The organism is Geodermatophilus sp. SYSU D01036 (assembly GCF_054050435.1).
In genome coordinates, this window is the sequence record NZ_JBJGZJ010000003.1 from 172,971 (window position 1) to 189,106 (window position 16,136).

Genomic DNA, 16,136 nt, shown 5'->3' on the forward strand with positions numbered 1-16,136 from the left:
CGGGCCGAGGTAGCCGACGCGTCGGAGTGGTCGGTCCGGGAGCAGGAACCGCCAGTCGAGGGACCGCCAGAGCTCGAGGGGGGCCGGTGCGTGACCGGAGGGATCCTCCCCGACGGTGGGGACCCTGACGCTCATCCTTCGGCCTCCATGACCGACACCCTTCGACGAGTGGGACAGCGGTGCCCAGGAGGACGACCGCGTCGTGCCGCCGGTCCGGGGCAGGGGCGCCGCCCACGGTCACCGGGCGGCCGGCCGCCACACCCGGACCCAGTCGACCCTCATCTCCGAGCCCACGGCGGGCTCGTGCCCGTCCTGCACCGAGAGGTTGAGGATCAACATCAACGGCAGCGACGTCACGTCACGGGCGGCGACCTCCGGGTAGGCCTTGCCGTCCACGTACGGAACAGCCTGCGAACCGTCCCACAGCAGGCCGTACACGTGAAGACCGTTCCGGTAGTCGACCTCCTGTTCCCCGTAGGGCGCGGGGCCGGACTTGTCGGCGTCGTCGGGATAGCCCTCGGGGTAGTGGTTGAACGACGGCCGGCGGTCGGACTCCGTGCCGAAGAACTCGAAGACGTCGATCTCCGGCGGCCACCGGTCAGGGGCCACCAGCCAGAACGCCGGCCAGCACCCGTCGCACTGCGGAACGCGGATCCGGGCCTCGACATAGGTCCCTGGGGCGACCTCGTGCTGGGGCTGTGTCGCCTGCACGACACCGGAGCGGTAGGGGTAGGTCCGGCCTTCGAGTCGCCGCTCGTCCTCCTCCACGCGGAGGACCAGTTGCCCGTCGACGACGCGGACGGACGAGGGGGAGAACCAGGCGGCCTCGCTGTCCGGGACGAACGGCGGGTCGCCGGTGTCCGTGCCGTAGCGGTTGGGCTGCCACACCTCGAGGTCCAACGAATCGCCGTCGAACTCGTCGCCCCACGCGAACGTCCACGGACCCGCAGGGCCCACCGGAGCCGGCGGTGTCCCCGTGATCTCCTCGCCGGACGCCAGGACCTGGCCGGTCAGGACCCCCGCCACGACCACAGCCGCCGACGACACGGCCAGCAGACGCCACCGACGAGGCGACGACGACGCGGACCAGCGGGGACTCCCCGCTCCGGATCGAGGGAGCCGGGCACGAGGTGCCCCGGCACGGGATGTCGTGTCGTCGCTGATGACCCACTCCCCCGGCAACCGACGAGACGGCGTCCATCGGCACCGACCCGGCGACGCGCCGCTCTCGCCGGGTGCGCCGCGGCCCGGAGTCTCGCAGGCGAGGAGGGAGCAGTCGAGTGAGGTGGTGACGGAGCCCACGCGCGCGGCGCAGGGCATGTACGTCCGCTGTCATGTGGTGCAGCCTGAGCCGGTTGCCGGGCCGGCGGGACCGCCGGCCCACCCGGCTCTCAGGTTGGGAGGACGTGTGGAGGCGGTCAGGCTCGTGACGCCCGCGCCACGAGACGTCTGGACGAGCGTGCTGGCGGAGTTCCCCGGCGCGACGATCTACCAGACGCCCGAGTGGTTCGACGCCGTCGCAGCGGCCAGCGGATCGACGGACGTCAGCCGGCTGTACGAACTGGAGGACGGCCGCCGGCTGGTCCTACCCCTGCTGCGCAGGACTCCTGTTCCGGGGCTGCGGTTCGACGAGTCCTATCCGAGCAGCTACGGCTCGGGGGGCCTCCTGGCATCGGGCGGTCTCCGGGAGACCGACGTGTCCCTCGTGCTCACCGATCTCCTGGACGGCGACGCCGCCGTCTGCCGGGTCAAGGGCAACCACGACACCTTCGGGGCGTGGGAGGCCGGTCGGGTCCCGGGGGTGACGAGCGTCCCGCGCCAGGTGGAGGTCCTCGACCTCGACGGTGACTTCTCCACCGTGTGGGAGCGGCGGTTCTCCTCGGCCGCCCGCCGCGCGGTCCGCAAGGCCGAACGCTCCGGTCTCGACGTCGAGTGCGACACGACGGGGCGGCTGGTCCCGGACTTCTACCGCCTCTACCTGCAGTGGACCGAGCGGCGGGCGGGCGAATCGGGCGTGCCCCGGCGGGTGGCCGTCCTCCTGGCCCGGCGTCGGGAGCCGCTGGAGAAGTTCCGAGCCGTCGCAGCCATCCCCGGGGACGGATGTCGTGTCTGGGTCGCCCGGCATGCCGGGGAGGCGATCGCCAGCATCGTCACCCTGGTCCACGGGGAGCATGCCGTCTTCTGGCGCGGATACAGCAGCAAGGCCGCGGCTGGGCCGACCGGGGCGAACAACCTGCTGCAGAGGTTGGCGATCGAGGACGCCTGCAGGGCCGGATGTCGCTTCTACAGCATGGGGGAGTCCGGTGGGGTCGAGTCGTTGGTCCGGTTCAAGCGGTCCTTCGGCGCCACCGCCAGGACCGCGGTGGAGATGAGGGTGGAGCGGCTGCCGGTCGGCCGTCTGCAGGCACTGCGGGACGGGGTCCAGAACCGTGCCGCCGAGGTCCTCGCCACCTTCCGGCGGATCCGCAACGGGACGTGAGCGGCGGCGGAGCCGCGGTCCTCTGCCTGCCCGGGAGCCGGACTTGTCTGTACCGTCATCCGCCTTCAGCCCGTGGCCGGGTCCTGCCCCGTGACCGCCCGGGACTGCTGGCCCGCCGAGGAGCAGTGGGGGTCGTGTGCGCGTCGACTGGGTCCGTAGCCGGGGGGCGGGTCTCGTGTACGCGGGTGCCGTCGTGCTGCTGCTGCTGTCCGTCGTGACGATCAGCGAGGCCCGCGAACACGACGAGGCGGTGTTGAACCCCTCCGCGCAGGACCACCTCTCGGACTGGCGGGTGGGATGTGAGGACGGCGCTCTGTCCCTCGGCCGGGCCGAGATCGACGACGGGCCGGAAGGGCGCACCACGGCCGTCGAACTCCGTCATCCGGGTGGTGACCGGGACTGGTGCATGGCCATGGTGGGCCTCCGGGATCCCGAGGACTTCTTCCACGTGGGCCGGACCTACCGGCTCCGGGCCTACGTCCGTGACCTCGACGCCTCCGGGCGGAGCGCCGGGATCCTCCTGGCCAACGACAACTTCGCGGAGCGGCCGACGGAGGAGACGAAGTACGAGGGCTTCACGGACGACTCGTGGCACCTCCTGCAGCGGACCTTCGTCGCCACCTCCCCTGCCGGCCCGGACACGGCCCTGTACGTCGACCTCCCCGTGGAGGGCCCCCTGCACTGGCAGATCACCTCCGCGAGCGTCCAGGAGGTCGAGCTCCCGGAGCCCGCCGTGTTGTGGGGCGACTCCAGCCCGTCCCTGCGCATGACGTTCGACGGGCCGGAGGGCAGCCGCCCGGACGGGGACGTCTGGACGTACGAGGTGGGCGGACACGGCTGGGGCAACGACGAGGTGCAGTCGTACACGGACAGGACCTCGAACGCCGCACTCGACGGTCGCGGTTCCCTGGTCCTCACGGCTCGCGAGGAGGCCGTGACGGGTCCCGACGGGATCGAGCGACAGCACTCCAGCGCACGGCTGTCCACGGTCGGCAAGTTCGCCATCCCGCCGGGCTCGTACGTCGAGGCCACCCTCCGCGCGCCCGCGGACAAGGGGGTCCGGCCCGCGTTCTGGTTGATCGGAGCCGACTTCGAGGAGGTGGGGTGGCCGGCCTGCGGTGAGCTGGACGTCATGGAGGGGACCCAGCGGAGCCGCTCCATGGTGCGCCAGACGATCCACTTCCCTCGTGCCCACGACCTCGACACGGACGCGCCCTACGGCGAGGCCGCCCCGGGGGGCTACACGACACTGGACAGCCCCCGTGACGGGGCGTTCCACCGGTACGGGGTCTACTTCGACGACGAGGTCGTGCAGTTCTACGTGGACGGTGAACCGACGCTGGGCCTGACCAGGACCCAGGCCGAGGAACGTGGTCGGACGTGGCCGTTCGGGCAGCCCCAGACCGCCGTGCTCAACGTCGCTCTCGGGCCGGACCTCACGGAGGTCGACTTCCCGGTCAGCATGGCGGTGGCCGAGATCGCGGTCTGGCGGGGCGGTGTCCCTCCGACGCCGGACGTCCGGGTCGACTGATCAGGCCACGGCCCGTTGGCCGGGGCGCGGATCGGATCGCTCACACCCGCAGTTCCGTGTCGATGAGGTCGAGCACCTCGGGATCCTCGCTGCGGAACTTCCGGGCGAACAGCTTGGCGTGCTCGGGCACACGGTCGGGCGCGAGACCCCGGACTCCAGCCGGCTCCAGGGGACGCGCCCGACGAGCTCGGGCGAGGTCGGCGAAGTCCTCCCTGCTGAGCCACCGGGGGTGGTGCCCGCCACGGGGGAACCTGTAGTACCAGGGATTGGCCAGACACGGCTGCAGCGCGTCGGAGCCCACGATCCCGGGACTCGCCAGCACGGAGGCGGCGAAGCTCTCGTCGGGGACGAACGTGGTCCGCCAGAACCGCATCAGGTCCGGACGGTCCTCCATCACCCGCAGCAGCAGCTGTACGTGGTGCCGGGCGTAGATCTTCCACTGGGAGGACGCGCGGAGCTCGAGCCCCTCGGGGAGGCGCCGTCGTACGGGCCAGCGGAGCGGGCGGCCCCTCACCGTCACGACGTTGTCGTTCCTCACCAGGAAGCGGTACCGGAACCGCCACTCCCCACCGCCGCTCCACTGGGCGAACGGGAGTGCGCGGTTGTACAGGTAGGAGTGGCCCCGCCACGGCTCCAGGGCAGCGAGCAGGCCGTCCACGGACAGCAACGGGTAGTCCGCTCCACTCAGCAGCGCCACGTGTCGAGCGGTCGTGGCCCGGACCGCTGCCTCGAGGCCGGCGAGCTCCGCGCGTACCAGTGACCAGCTCGAGATCCGGGTGTCCAACCGCGGCAACATCGTCACCCGGCCGGCGAGGCGACCCATCTGCTCGTATGGTCCTGGGCCGGTCTTGACGTCGCAGTGCAGGAACACCGGGAGGCCGTCGAGCGCCCGGACGAGCCGGCCCACGTGCGCGGCGTCGGTGTGGGCGAGGACGACGACGGCGAGATCACTCATCCTGCGTCCTCGCCGGTCGTGGACGGGCGGGCGTCACTCCGGTCCGCGCGAGGAAGACGAACGCGAACCAGGCGAGGGCCGCGAGCACCACCGCCGCGCGGGCGACGATTCCGGTGCCGGCGGGGACGGTGGCGATGAGGAGCGTCGCGGCGCCGGTGGCGAGCAGGCCGACGAGGAGCCCGGTCGGAGGTCGCGTCACACGGATCAGGGTCTGCGCCCGCCGGATCATCAGCAGGTGGAGGACCCCCAAGGAGACCAGTGTCGCTGCCGCGGATCCGGTCAACCCGAGGAGTGGGATGAGAACCAGGTTGAGGCCGACGTTCGTGGTCCCGGCGATCCCCTGAGCCAGTGCGACGTACCCGGTGCGGCCCTCGGCCATGAGCGTCCGAGTGGCCGAGAGGCCGGCCGTGTAGGGGATCGCGCTGGCGAGGACCACGGCGTTGACCATCAACAGCGTCTCGGGCTCGTACTCGGGAGGCGCCCAGATCCGGAGCACGAGCGGAGCTCCCGCGGCCAGTCCCACGAGGACGGGCATCAACAACCGGTACAGGGTGTCCCGGCTGGCCGCGATGACCGCTGCCCGTTCGTGGGACTCCTTGAAGGAGAAGATCCGCGGCATCCACGACGTGTTCAGCACCCCGAGGAGCAGCATCGGCAGCGCCCCGACGTTGTAGGCCACCTGGTAGCGGGCGACGGCGGTGGCCCCGAGCTCGGACTGGACCATCAGCCGGTCGGCCGAGTTGAGGACGAACGTGGAGAGCACCGCGGGGACGAGCGGCAACCCGAAGGCGAGGGCCCGCCCGAGCATGGCGCGGTCCCGGGGACGAGGGAGCCTCGGAGGCGTCATGACCAGGGCGACCGTCATGGCCACGACCTGAACGCCGAGCTGTCCCAGGAGGAACATCGTCGCCGTCGGCTCCACGCCGATGACCAGGAGCAGGCTCGTGGCCTCCGCGACGACGGACTGCAGCAGGCTCACCGTGCTGAACGCAGCCAGCCGGTCCTGGCTCCGCAGCAGGGCGAGGGCGCTGTTCGTGACCGCGGACGCGCCCGCCCACAGGACCGCGACCCGGACCGGGCCGGAGTAGGCGTCGAACCCGAGCGCGACGGCCCACAGGGGCCCGGTCAGCTCCAGGCACACCGTCACGCCGGTCGAGGCGACGATGCTGAACCCCAGCAGGGTGGCCGGGTCCCGACGCCCTCCGGACTGTGCGTACCGACGCTGGATGGCGGTGTACAGACCGAGGCCTGCCAGGACGAAGGCGACCTGCATGACCGCGTTGGCAGCGACCACGTCGCCGAACGCCGGCGCGGCCAGAGCCCGGGTCATGAGAGGGGTCACCAGGGCAGCGGCGACCAACTGGACGCCCCACAGGATCATGTAGACCGAGTCGCGGCCGAAGAATCCGCGGAGCGCGTCGGAGACGACGTCGTCCAGACGTCTCTCCTCGGCGCGCACGGGCTCTGACGGTTCGCTGCTCGGCGTCGCGTCAGCCATCCGCGGCTGCCCGGTAGGCGTCGAGGTCGAGGCGGAACAGGTAGGTGCCGTCCTGCAGGAACGAGATGGACCAGTAGGGCGAGGAGGCGAAGGCGTCCCGGAGAGCAGCGGACTGCTCGAGGGACCGCACGCCGTAGGCCTCCCCGTAGCGGGCACCGGTGGGGGACCACAGCGCGTACAGCTCGACCTCGGTGTCGGGCGCCTCGGTGTATCGGACGAGTCCGGCGGTCAGGCTCGTCATCTCTGACGTCGGGTCCAGACCCGCCGCCTCCTCGACCGGTAGGTCGATCACGTCCCTCCCCCAGATGGCGTGCCGGCCACCGACGACGTCCGGAGAGGTCGGGTGATCCCCTGGGTTCAGCAGGAGCATGTAGTACGGCTCGGGGGGGTTGGGGCCGCCCTGGGCGCGGAACTGCCGTACGGCGGTGTAGTCGGAGGAGCGGATCACGTTCGTGGCGTCCAGCCCGAACGAGGCGATCCCGAACGTGGTGGCCAACACCGCCGATGCGACCACGACGGCCACCCGGGAACGCAGGGCCTCGCCGGCCAGGACGGGACCCGCCATCACGGCGAGCCAGGGGATGCCGAAGAGCGCCGCGCGGAACACGCCCTCTTGCCCGTAGGGCTGGAGGGCCACGATGACCAGGCCCACGGACGCGCAGAAGCCGAGCGCCCAGTAGCGGGCCTCGCGTCGGTGCTGCAGGAACGCGACGAACGCCAGGCCCGTGACGATGCCGATCCCGAGCAGGGACGCCCAGACCGTGTGACCGACCACCGGGAGCCGCTCGAGGGTGGGTGCGCTGGTGGTCTCGGGCGGCTCGAAGTTGCTCAGTCGGCCGAACGCGTCCAGCGTCAGGAACCCCGCCACGGCACTCCAGTGCGTCAGGGACCAGGCCAGGGCGGGCCCCACGACGAGAGCGGGCGTCCACCACGGACGCAGCTGCCGGAACGCGACGAGGACGACGAGTACCCCACCCGTGATGTAGGGACTCAGCTGGTGCGAGACGGCCAGCGTGGCACCGGCGATGAGGACGACGGGGAGGCGGGGGACCGCCTGGGTCCGCGTCACCGCGACGGCGATCGTGGCCATGCCGAGCACGAACCCGACCGACTGCGGGGAGAAGTAGTCGGCGCCGATCGCGTCTGCGAGGACGGCCAGCGTCACCGCCACCCAACACTGCGCGGACGTGGTGAGGAACTGGCCCGCGAGGTAGCGCAGCACCACCACGCGGAAGACCCCGAGCAGTGCCGGCCAGGAGGTGGCGAGCACGAGGGGATCGGAGATGCCGGCGACGCTCGACAGCCAGGCCATGGCGTCGAAGAACCCGGCGTAGGCGTTGTACACCGCGACGCTGGAGTCGAGCGTGCCGTGGGCTTGGATCTGCTGGATGAAGTCGACGTGCTTCGCGGCCGACTGGGATCGCGGTCCGTCGTAGACCAGCGCCGGAGTCGCCGTGAGCACCACGACGAGCAGGAAGACCGGGACGGCCTTGCTGTGTTCGGGCCGGCCGCGCAGGGCCAGTGCGCCCAGGACGAGTGCCAGGCCGAGATACCAGAGCGGGCCGACGCGCGTCAGGAACCCGAGATAGCCCGGGTCCAGGTGCCGGTGGCCCAGGGCGGCCGTGACACACGCGAGGCAGCCGACGACCGCCATGGCCGTGGCTGGCAGGCCCTCACGGACGTGCCGGGCAGCCGACGAGCGAGTGGGGGCCAGCGGGAGCCATGGGGACGGCCATGCGGGACTGTCGTCGGCCCGTACCTCGTCCCTGATCCGCAGCAGCCCCAGCAGGTGGAGGGGCAGCGCCACCGCGGCGACGAGCAGGAACGACACCAGTGGATGCCAGTAGCCGATCCCGATGAACAGCATCGGCACCGAGGTCGCGACCGCGATGCCGGTGACGAAGGTGAGAGCCAGGCGTTCGTAGCCACGGATTCCCGGGACGACCTGCCACGGCGCAGCTCCCACCCCGACACCGAGGAAGAACAGCAGGGCGGGCTGTCGGAAGCCGTCGCTGCCGACCAGGGCCGCCAGGGAACCCACGGCGAGGCTCAGCAGGCTGGACAGTCCCAGCACCACGCGGAGGACGCGGCTGGCGGCGGCGTCAGCCTGCCGATCCGATCCCCGCCGGGGGCGGCTGGAGACGCCCTCGGGGAGTTCGACGACACTCACGGAGGCGACGACCTCCCCGCGCCCGTGGTGGCGCGAGGGTCCGCATCGCGTGCCGGGCGGTCCGCTCCGTGCATGGAGGATGGCATCGACATCCCGGCTCTCTCGCCCCCCGCAGGATCTCCCAGACGATCCGGCCCGAGAGTCCGGCCACCGTAACAAGCGAATCGGGATCGGAGAGACCTGCTCGTCCTCAGTTCCACGGGCCGACGCGGTGGCCGGCCGCCGCGTCGTCCCGTGGTCGTCCGGCGCCGCCGGCGGACGATCAACCGCAGTCGGCTCTGCGGGCCGCGAGCCGGCTGCGCAGGTATGCGACCGGGCCGTAGAGGTAGCCGAGACGCTCGAGCCAGCGCAGCTGGGACGGGTACTCGCCCACCCCGGCCTCGGCGCCGCTGCGGTGGGACCGCAGCAACGCCGCCGGCAGCAGCTTCGGCACCCGGCGCGCGAGGTCGGCGGCGATCCGCCGGTCCGAGAGGAACCACTTGGTCAGCAGTGCGGTCATCCCCGCGGAGTAGGTGAACACCTGCCAGTACAGGTCCGGGAACTCCGCCCGGTGCTCGTGACGGACGGAGGCGGTCGGCTCGTAGGCGATCCGGTGGCCGTCGAGGACCACCGCGAGGAACAGGTCGAGGTCCTCCGCCCCGAACGCCGGGGTGGCCGGACCCAGGGTCGTGTCGAACCCGCCCCGGGCGAGGAAGTCCTCACGCCGGAACGCGACGTTGTTGGACGCCCCGAAGACGCCCGCGGTGTAGGGGTAGAGCAGGGTGTCGCCCCGGTTCTCCTCGAGGTCGTAGAGCCTGGGTTCGAAGCCCAGCCCCATGCCGCCGTACACCTCGAAGGCCTGCTGGGCCCGGGTCTCGAGGGAGCCGGGGAGCGTGAGACCGGCGACGCAGACGACCCGCGGGTCCTTCCGGAAGCCGGCGACCAGACCGGAGACCCACAGGGGGTCCACGACGGCGTCGTCGTCCGTGAAGGCGATGATCTCGCCCCCGGCCTTCTCCGCGCCGATGTTGCGCGCCAGCGACGCGCCGGGACGGGTCTCGCGGACGTACCGGATGCGTGGGTCGCCCCCGAACCGGTCCTCGACCACGTCCCGCGTGGAGTCGTCCGGGGGCGCGTTGTCGACCACGACCACCTCGAAGGCCGGGTACGTCAGCTGCAGCATCGAGTCCAGGCAGGCGGTCAACTGCTCGGCGCGGTCGCGCGTCGGGACCACGACGCTGACGAACGGTGCCGGAGGCGTCGGCTCCAGCGCCTCGAGGCAGCGGTGCCGCTCGTGTCCGGGCGGGCACGGCTGGTCCGCGCTGCTGAGCCCGTCACCGCGCAGGTGTCGCGCGATCACGTCGGCCAGCCGGTCCTCCACCCGGCCGCGGACCTGCTCCGGGGTCACGGGGCCGCCCGAGAGGTCGACGTCGACCGAGCCCAGCGGCTGCCCGTGGAGCCGGACGACGACATTCGCGTCGGTCCACCCGTCCGCGTCGAGCTGGGGGAGGGGACCGGACAGCTCGACGTCGAGGACCCTCGTCCTGCGCTGCTCGCCCGTGGCCGGTGCGGGGACCCCCTCCACCCACCGGCGGAGTCGGGAGTCGAAGCGACGACCGAGGCTCACCACCGCATCTCCCCTTGCCTCGGCAGCCTCACCGCTGCGATGTGGGCGTCCTGACGGCCCGGGCTGGCCCATCATGTCCGGGTGCGGCCGGAGGCTAACCGGTCCGCGAGCGAAACGGGGAGGGCTCGAGTGCACGTCGACGTGGTCCGGCCGGAGGAACTCGGGCCGGCGGAACTCGCCGGCTGGGAGCGGATCCAGGCGGACGACAGGACGTTGGACAGTCCCTTCCTCAGCCCGGGGTTCACGCGCGCCGTGGCCCGGGCCCGTCCGGCGACCCGTGTCGCGGTGGTCTCCGGGGACGGTGGCGCGACCGGGTTCCTCCCCTTCGAGCGCGGCCGGCGGGGCACCGGGCTGGCGGTGGGCCTGGGGTTGTCCGACGTGCAGGGGGTGGTGGCGCCGCTCTCGTGCGACCTCGACCTCGGCCTCGTCCTGGGGGCGTCCGGCACCGGCCTCTTCCGCTTCGACCACTGGCTGGCGGCCCAGCGGCGCTGGTTCGGCTCCCTGCCGTCCCGGCTGGTCCCGGAGAGCTCACCGGCCCTCGACCTCGGCGCGGGTTTCGACCGCTACCTGGCACAGCAGCAGGCGTCGTCGAAGTCGCTGTTGCAGTCGACGGCCAGGAAGCGGCGGAAGCTCGAGCGGGAGCACGGACCCGTCCGCTTCGTCCTCCACGAGCCGGACCACGGGATGCTCGACCGGGTGCTCGACTGGAAGTCGAGCCAGTACCGCCGGACCGGCAGGCGTGACCGCTTCGCCGACGAGGGGAACCGCGCGCTGGTGCACTCCCTGCTCGACGTCGACGAGGCGACGTTCGGCGGGTTGCTCAGCGTGCTGTACGCCGGGGACTCGGTGGTCGCCGCGCACCTGGGGCTGCGGTCGCGCACCACGGTCGCCTGGTGGTTCCCCGTCTACGACCCCGGCTTCGCCGCCTACTCCCCGGGTCTGGTCTTCCTCCTGGACCTGGCGCGTGCGATGGCCGAACGCGGCCTCACCCTGCTCGACCTGGGCAAGGGGGACGAGTCGTACAAGGACCGGCTCAGCAACACCCGGCTGCCGCTGCTGCGCGGCTCGGTGGCGCGCAGTCCCCTGCGGCATGCGGCGCACACGGCTCGCCAGTGGCCCGGCGAGCGGTTGGTGCAGGTCGTGCTGGACTCACCCCGCCTGCGCCAGGTCAGCCGCGAGGCCCTGGCCCGGACGGGCGAGCTCCGCGAGCGGCTGGCCCGCTCCCGGCCCTGACCTCGCCCGGCGGGCGGTGCGCCGCCGGGGAGGAGCGGTCACGACGCGGCGGCGCGCGCCCCCGCGGTGTCCGTGGGGGTCGTGTCACCGACGGCGTCGCCGGGTGAGCTCCGGGGGATCGTGTGCGTCCGCGACGTCGCCAGGACCCGTCGCGTGTGGCGCCGACTCCGCAGGTAGGCGACCGGCCCCACGAGGACGCCGAGCAACTCCAGGACGCTCAGGACAGCCGGGAACGACTCGGACTTCCGCTTGTTCTTGTCCGAGGTCGGGCGGAGCAGCAGGAGGACACCGCGGGGGACACGTCGCAGGACCTCCCAGGCCGTCCACGGGTCGTCGAGGCACCACTTGGTGACCGCCGCGGCGAGTCCGATCCCGTAGCGGAACATCTGGCGCCGCAGCGCTTCGTACGAGCGCCGGTGCCGGTGCCACATCAGGGCAGCCGGCTCGTAGACGATCGTGTGCCCCGCCAGGATCGTCCGCAGGGAGATGTCGAGGTCCTCGCCGCCGTGGGCGAGCGTCCCCGCCCCCAGGTCGACGGCGAAGCCCCCGATCTCCCGGAGCACGTCGGCGCGGAACGCCATGTTCGCCCCGGAGCCGAACTGCCCTGCGTTGAAGGGGTACAGCGGGGACGCGTCGCGGTGGGGCGTCGCGTCGAACACCCGCCTCTCGAAGCCCTTGTGGAAGCCGCCGTACTCCTCGAGCCACAGCTGGGCCCGGGTCTCGATCTCCGCCGGCAGGATGGCTCCGGTCACGCAGGCCACGGGCACCGTGGACTCGAACCCCGCGACCAGGCGCTCGACCCAGTGGTGGTCGACCAGGACGTCGTCGTCGGTGAAGACCACGATCGATCCCCGTGCCGCGGCCAGCCCGGCGTTGCGGGCGAAGGAGAGGCCTTGGCGCGGCTCGTGCACCCACCGGACCCGGGCATCACCGGCGAAGTGCTCCTCGAGTGCCCGACCCAGCGCGGCCGGGTCGGCGTCGTTGTCCACCACGACGACCTCGAGCGGTGACCACGAGCTCGTGAGGATCCGCCGCACGCACTCGACCGTCGGGCCCACGTTGCGGAAGCTCGCGACGCTCACCGTGACCAGTGGCGACGCGCCTGCCGTGGACCGCGTCGGGACCGGCCCGTCGGCCCCGGGGATCGTCAGGTCCTCGACGGACCGCGGCGCGGGACGGCCCCGTCGGGCTGCGGCCGCCACCAGCTGCGGCCGCAGTGCCCGCCAGGCCGACTCCGCCGTGGCCCGGGCGACCTCCTCGTCGGGACCGTCGACGTCGAGGATGCCGAGTGGCTCGCCCAGCCAGCGCACCAGCACCCGCGCCGTCGCATGGGTGGGACGCACCTCGGGATCGGGGTACTCCACCTCGCCGGAGGCGAGGTCCACCGCCAGCACCCTCACAGGGTGGAAGGTCACCTGCTGCTCCTTCACCGGTAGTCCGAGCCCGGCCGGCCCCGCAGCACCGCGCGGCCGCGACGGTAGGCGCGCCAGGCGGTCGTGGGGAGGGACTCCCGGGAGGGGAGGCTCTCGGGTTCGCGCGGCTCCAGCCAGGCCCTGAGCTGCTCGGTCGTCGTCGACGCCGTCACGGTCAGGCGGGAGACGCGGAAGTGGTCCTCCGCCGGAGGGCTCAGCCGGTTGCGCACCGCGGCGGCCGACGCGTAGCCGGAGCTGCGGGCCGCACGACGGACCCGGGGCCCGTGGTACCCGTGCGGGTAGGCGACGCTCGGCACCTCGCGTCCGAGCGCGTCCTCCAGCAGGGCCTTGGGCCGGGTGAGCTCGTCCCGGAGGCTGACGCGGTCCAGCGTGTCCAGCTGCGGGTGGCTGTGGCTGTGTGCACCGATCTCGCACCCGGCGTCGACCAGGTCCGCCAGTTGCGACCAGGCCAGCATCCGGTCGCTCGGGCCGGGCTCGCGTGGGGGCCCGCCCTCGAGCCATCCGGTCGTCACGTACACGGTGCCGGCGAAGGACCGTTCGAGCAGTGCGGGGAGGGCGGCGTCGGCGAAGTCTGCGTAGCCGTCGTCGAACGTGACGACGGCCGTCCTGCCGTCGTCGGCCGGCCCGACGCCCTCCGGTCCCGCACCGGAGGACCGCTCCGCGAGCAACTGGCTGAAGGTGGTGCACCGGTAGCCGGCGGCCACGAGGCAGTCCAGCTGGGCCCGGAACGCCTTCGGCGACACGGTGAAGGGCGCTATGTGCGTGCCCGGGGCGTCCGTCACGGCGTGGTAGAGCAGCACGGGCACCGGGGCGGGGCCGCCGGCTCCCGTCCCCCGCGTCACGCCGGCACCCTAGCGATCGGCCGTGACGGCGACCAGGTGCCCGCCGCCGCGCAGGGGGAGACGTCAGGCGCACGCCCCGGCGAGCTCACGTGGAGGGTCCTCCGGAACGGGCCAGCTCCACCCGGCCCCGCAGGTAACCGGCGACCGTGACGGCCGTGCCCTCGACGATCGCCCACGCCCGGGCGCCGCCGGAGCGGTCGCCGCGGGTGAGGTCCCGGAGACCGCGCAGGACCCCGGCGGGCAGCGTCCTCCGGACGTACGCGCGCTCGCTCGACAGCGCGGAGTCGGCGCCGGCGAGCCGGCTGACCAGCGCCTTCGACCGTCCCTCGGCCCAGCAGCGACGACGGAAGTACGCCCGGGTGGCCCGGTCCGCGGTCACCCTGTGCCGGCAGAGCGCCGTCGGCTCCAGGAGGATCCGGGCCCCGGGGCGGACGTGGGCTGCCCGGATGGAGAACTCGGTCTCCTCGCAGCCGGCGGCGTCCTTCCCCAGACGCCCCATGCTCGTGTCGAAGCCCCCGGCGGCGAACACGCTGCGGTGGAAGCTCATGCTCGCCCCGATCGGGTTGCGGACGGCAGCCCGGGTCCGCGGGAGCCCCCTGTAGCTGCACCCCACCACCCACAGGAACTCGTCCGGGAACCACGCCGGTCGCGCGACCAGCCACTCGGGGAGCACGCCGCCGCCGACACCGATGACGCGCTCGTCCGAGTACGCAGCGAGGAGCCGCTCCGCCCACCGCGGGTCGGCGGCGGCGTCGTCGTCCAGGAAGGCGACGACGTCCCCGGTCGCCAGGGCGACCCCGGTGTTGCGCGCGCCGGAGAGACCCCTCGCGCCGGTGTTCGGTGCGGTCCTGACGTCGGGGAAGGCCACCTCGGCCCGGGCCAGCAGCTCCGGGTTGTGGTCGCTGACGAGGACGACCTCCGCCGGCCGGCAGGTCTGCCGCCTCAGGCTCTCGACGGCCGCGCAGATGGCGTCCCACCGCTCCAGGGTGTACGCGCAGATGACGACGCTCATGCGGAGCGGTGGACTCCCGACCGCTGGGCTCCCGGGGGCGGTCACGGGGCCGGGTGGTCGTCTGGCAAGGGATCTCTCCTCGTCACACCGGGGGACACGCACCGGGGTGCAGATGTCTGGCTACTCTGTCGTGGAACGGGGTCTGCGTGTCCACGCTGGATCTCCGTTTCGAGGGACGATCTGGTCGAGTTCCACACGGGGGTCAGCGCCGTGCTCCGGTCCAGCCGAGCGGAGGAGGGGTCCCGATGAGGAAGGCCGTTCCGGTCCGTCCTGCTGAGCAGGCAGCCGAGCGCGCCGCCGTCGCGCCGGCTCCCGCCCCGGCAGCCTCCCCGCAGGCGGTGGGTCGCACCCGGACCTGTGCGTGCGGGCACCCCAGGGCCGCCCACCAGCACCACCGCCGTGGCACCGACTGTGCGCTGTGCGGTTGCGCCGCGTACAAGGGGCGGCTCAGGACCCTGCTGGGCCGTCTCTCCTGAGCCGGTCCAGCAGGGTCCTGAGCCGCGAGGCCGTGGGCGGCACCCGGTGGCCCCTCAGGCGCTGATCGGCGTGACCGGCTCCGGCCGGTCGGTCGACACCTCGGGGGCGCTGCGCGGTCGCGGGATCGCCGCGGCGCCCTGGCCGGCGGGTGAGCGGCGACGTGGCAGCGCCCGGTGTCGCCCACGCCCGCGCCCTCTTCCGTTGACCCGCTCGACGGCGAGCGCCCAGAGGACGCGGCCGCCGTCGCGCCAGGTGTTCAGGTTGCTCTCCCCGTGCAGGCGGGCGAACTCGAAGCTCGGCACCTCGGCGATCTCGAACCCGGCCTTGGCGACCCGGGTGTTGATGATCGTCTCGATCTCGAAGCCGTCCCCCCAGAGCTTGCCGGACCGGCTCCGGTCCGCCGCATCCAGCTCGAGAGCGGGCAGGCAGTACGCCCAGAACGCGTTGTAGCCGTAGCACAGGTCCGTGTACCGCGTGCCGTACAGGAGGTTGACCGCCCGGTTCAGCCAGCGGTTGCCCCAGGCGCGCGTGCGCGTGATGTCCGTACTCCCCCCGCCGAGTGCGAACCGCGTGCCCTTCGCGAAGTCGGCGCCGGCCGTCAGCGCGGCGACGTACTTCGGGATCTCGGCAGGGTCCGTCGACCCGTCCGCGTCGAGCATCACCACGACGTCGCCGGTGGCGGCCGCGAAGCCGCAGGCCAGGGCGTTGCCCTTGCCGCGACGGTTCTGGGAGACCACCCGGACGTCGGGGCGCAGGGACCGGGCCACCTCCACGGTGTCGTCGACGCTGTGGCCGTCCACGACGATCACCTCGTGCAGGCCCCCGGGAAGTCGGCCGAAGACGTGGGGCAGGTTCTTGGCCTCGTTGAGCGTGGGGATGACGACGCTCACCCTCGGCTCG

The 16,136-nt window shown here is 72.7% G+C and carries 12 protein-coding genes; 3 read left to right on the plus strand and 9 right to left on the minus strand.

The window, feature by feature from the left end:
- Nucleotides 1-237: 237 nt before the first annotated feature.
- The gene (locus tag ACI8AR_RS05360) at nt 238-1,026 is read right to left on the minus strand and encodes a glycoside hydrolase family 16 protein (RefSeq protein WP_457050056.1); all 789 of its coding nucleotides are present in this window, start codon (nt 1,024-1,026) and stop codon (nt 238-240) included.
- A 400-nt stretch (nt 1,027-1,426) separates the two neighbouring features.
- Between ACI8AR_RS05360 and ACI8AR_RS05365 the strand changes: the two genes are divergently transcribed.
- Both ACI8AR_RS05365 and ACI8AR_RS05370 read left to right on the plus strand, forming a co-directional pair.
- On the plus strand, nt 1,427-2,479 hold the full coding sequence (locus ACI8AR_RS05365) for a GNAT family N-acetyltransferase (protein WP_457050057.1): 1,053 nt from the start codon (nt 1,427-1,429) through the stop codon (nt 2,477-2,479).
- 175 nt (nt 2,480-2,654) lie between these two features.
- On the plus strand, nt 2,655-4,010 hold the full coding sequence (locus ACI8AR_RS05370; protein ID WP_457050058.1) for a glycoside hydrolase family 16 protein: 1,356 nt from the start codon (nt 2,655-2,657) through the stop codon (nt 4,008-4,010).
- 40 nt (nt 4,011-4,050) lie between these two features.
- Here ACI8AR_RS05370 and ACI8AR_RS05375 read toward each other — a convergent pair whose 3' ends face one another.
- The 4 genes from ACI8AR_RS05375 to ACI8AR_RS05390 form a co-directional block, all read right to left on the minus strand.
- Nucleotides 4,051-4,965: a beta-1,6-N-acetylglucosaminyltransferase gene (locus ACI8AR_RS05375; protein ID WP_457050059.1), complete on the minus strand. Its 915-nt coding sequence runs from the start codon at nt 4,963-4,965 to the stop codon at nt 4,051-4,053.
- Nucleotides 4,958-6,424, minus strand: a complete 1,467-nt coding sequence (locus ACI8AR_RS05380) for a lipopolysaccharide biosynthesis protein (RefSeq protein ID WP_457050060.1) — start codon at nt 6,422-6,424, stop codon at nt 4,958-4,960. Before ACI8AR_RS05380 ends, ACI8AR_RS05375 begins: the two co-directional genes overlap by 8 nt.
- 31 nt (nt 6,425-6,455) lie before the next feature.
- On the minus strand, nt 6,456-8,540 hold the full coding sequence (locus ACI8AR_RS05385) for a hypothetical protein (RefSeq protein ID WP_457050061.1): 2,085 nt from the start codon (nt 8,538-8,540) through the stop codon (nt 6,456-6,458).
- A 355-nt stretch (nt 8,541-8,895) separates the two neighbouring features.
- Nucleotides 8,896-10,239: a glycosyltransferase gene (locus ACI8AR_RS05390; protein ID WP_457050062.1), complete on the minus strand. Its 1,344-nt coding sequence runs from the start codon at nt 10,237-10,239 to the stop codon at nt 8,896-8,898.
- Between the two features lie 129 nt (nt 10,240-10,368).
- On the opposite strand from ACI8AR_RS05390, the gene ACI8AR_RS05395 reads away from it, so the two are divergent.
- Nucleotides 10,369-11,472: a GNAT family N-acetyltransferase gene (locus tag ACI8AR_RS05395; RefSeq protein WP_457050063.1), complete on the plus strand. Its 1,104-nt coding sequence runs from the start codon at nt 10,369-10,371 to the stop codon at nt 11,470-11,472.
- 38 nt (nt 11,473-11,510) lie between these two features.
- Here ACI8AR_RS05395 and ACI8AR_RS05400 read toward each other — a convergent pair whose 3' ends face one another.
- The 4 genes from ACI8AR_RS05400 to ACI8AR_RS05415 all read right to left on the minus strand — a co-directional run bounded on the left by ACI8AR_RS05400 (nt 11,511) and on the right by ACI8AR_RS05415 (nt 16,126).
- On the minus strand, nt 11,511-12,887 hold the full coding sequence (locus ACI8AR_RS05400) for a glycosyltransferase (RefSeq protein WP_457050064.1): 1,377 nt from the start codon (nt 12,885-12,887) through the stop codon (nt 11,511-11,513).
- Nucleotides 12,888-12,898: 11 nt separating this feature from the next.
- The gene (locus ACI8AR_RS05405; RefSeq protein ID WP_457050065.1) at nt 12,899-13,747 is read right to left on the minus strand and encodes a polysaccharide deacetylase family protein; all 849 of its coding nucleotides are present in this window, start codon (nt 13,745-13,747) and stop codon (nt 12,899-12,901) included.
- A gap of 85 nt (nt 13,748-13,832) precedes the next feature.
- Nucleotides 13,833-14,759, minus strand: a complete 927-nt coding sequence (locus tag ACI8AR_RS05410; protein ID WP_457050066.1) for a glycosyltransferase family 2 protein — start codon at nt 14,757-14,759, stop codon at nt 13,833-13,835.
- Between the two features lie 530 nt (nt 14,760-15,289).
- Nucleotides 15,290-16,126: a glycosyltransferase family 2 protein gene (locus ACI8AR_RS05415; RefSeq protein WP_457050067.1), complete on the minus strand. Its 837-nt coding sequence runs from the start codon at nt 16,124-16,126 to the stop codon at nt 15,290-15,292.
- Between the last annotated feature and the right edge of the window lie 10 nt (nt 16,127-16,136).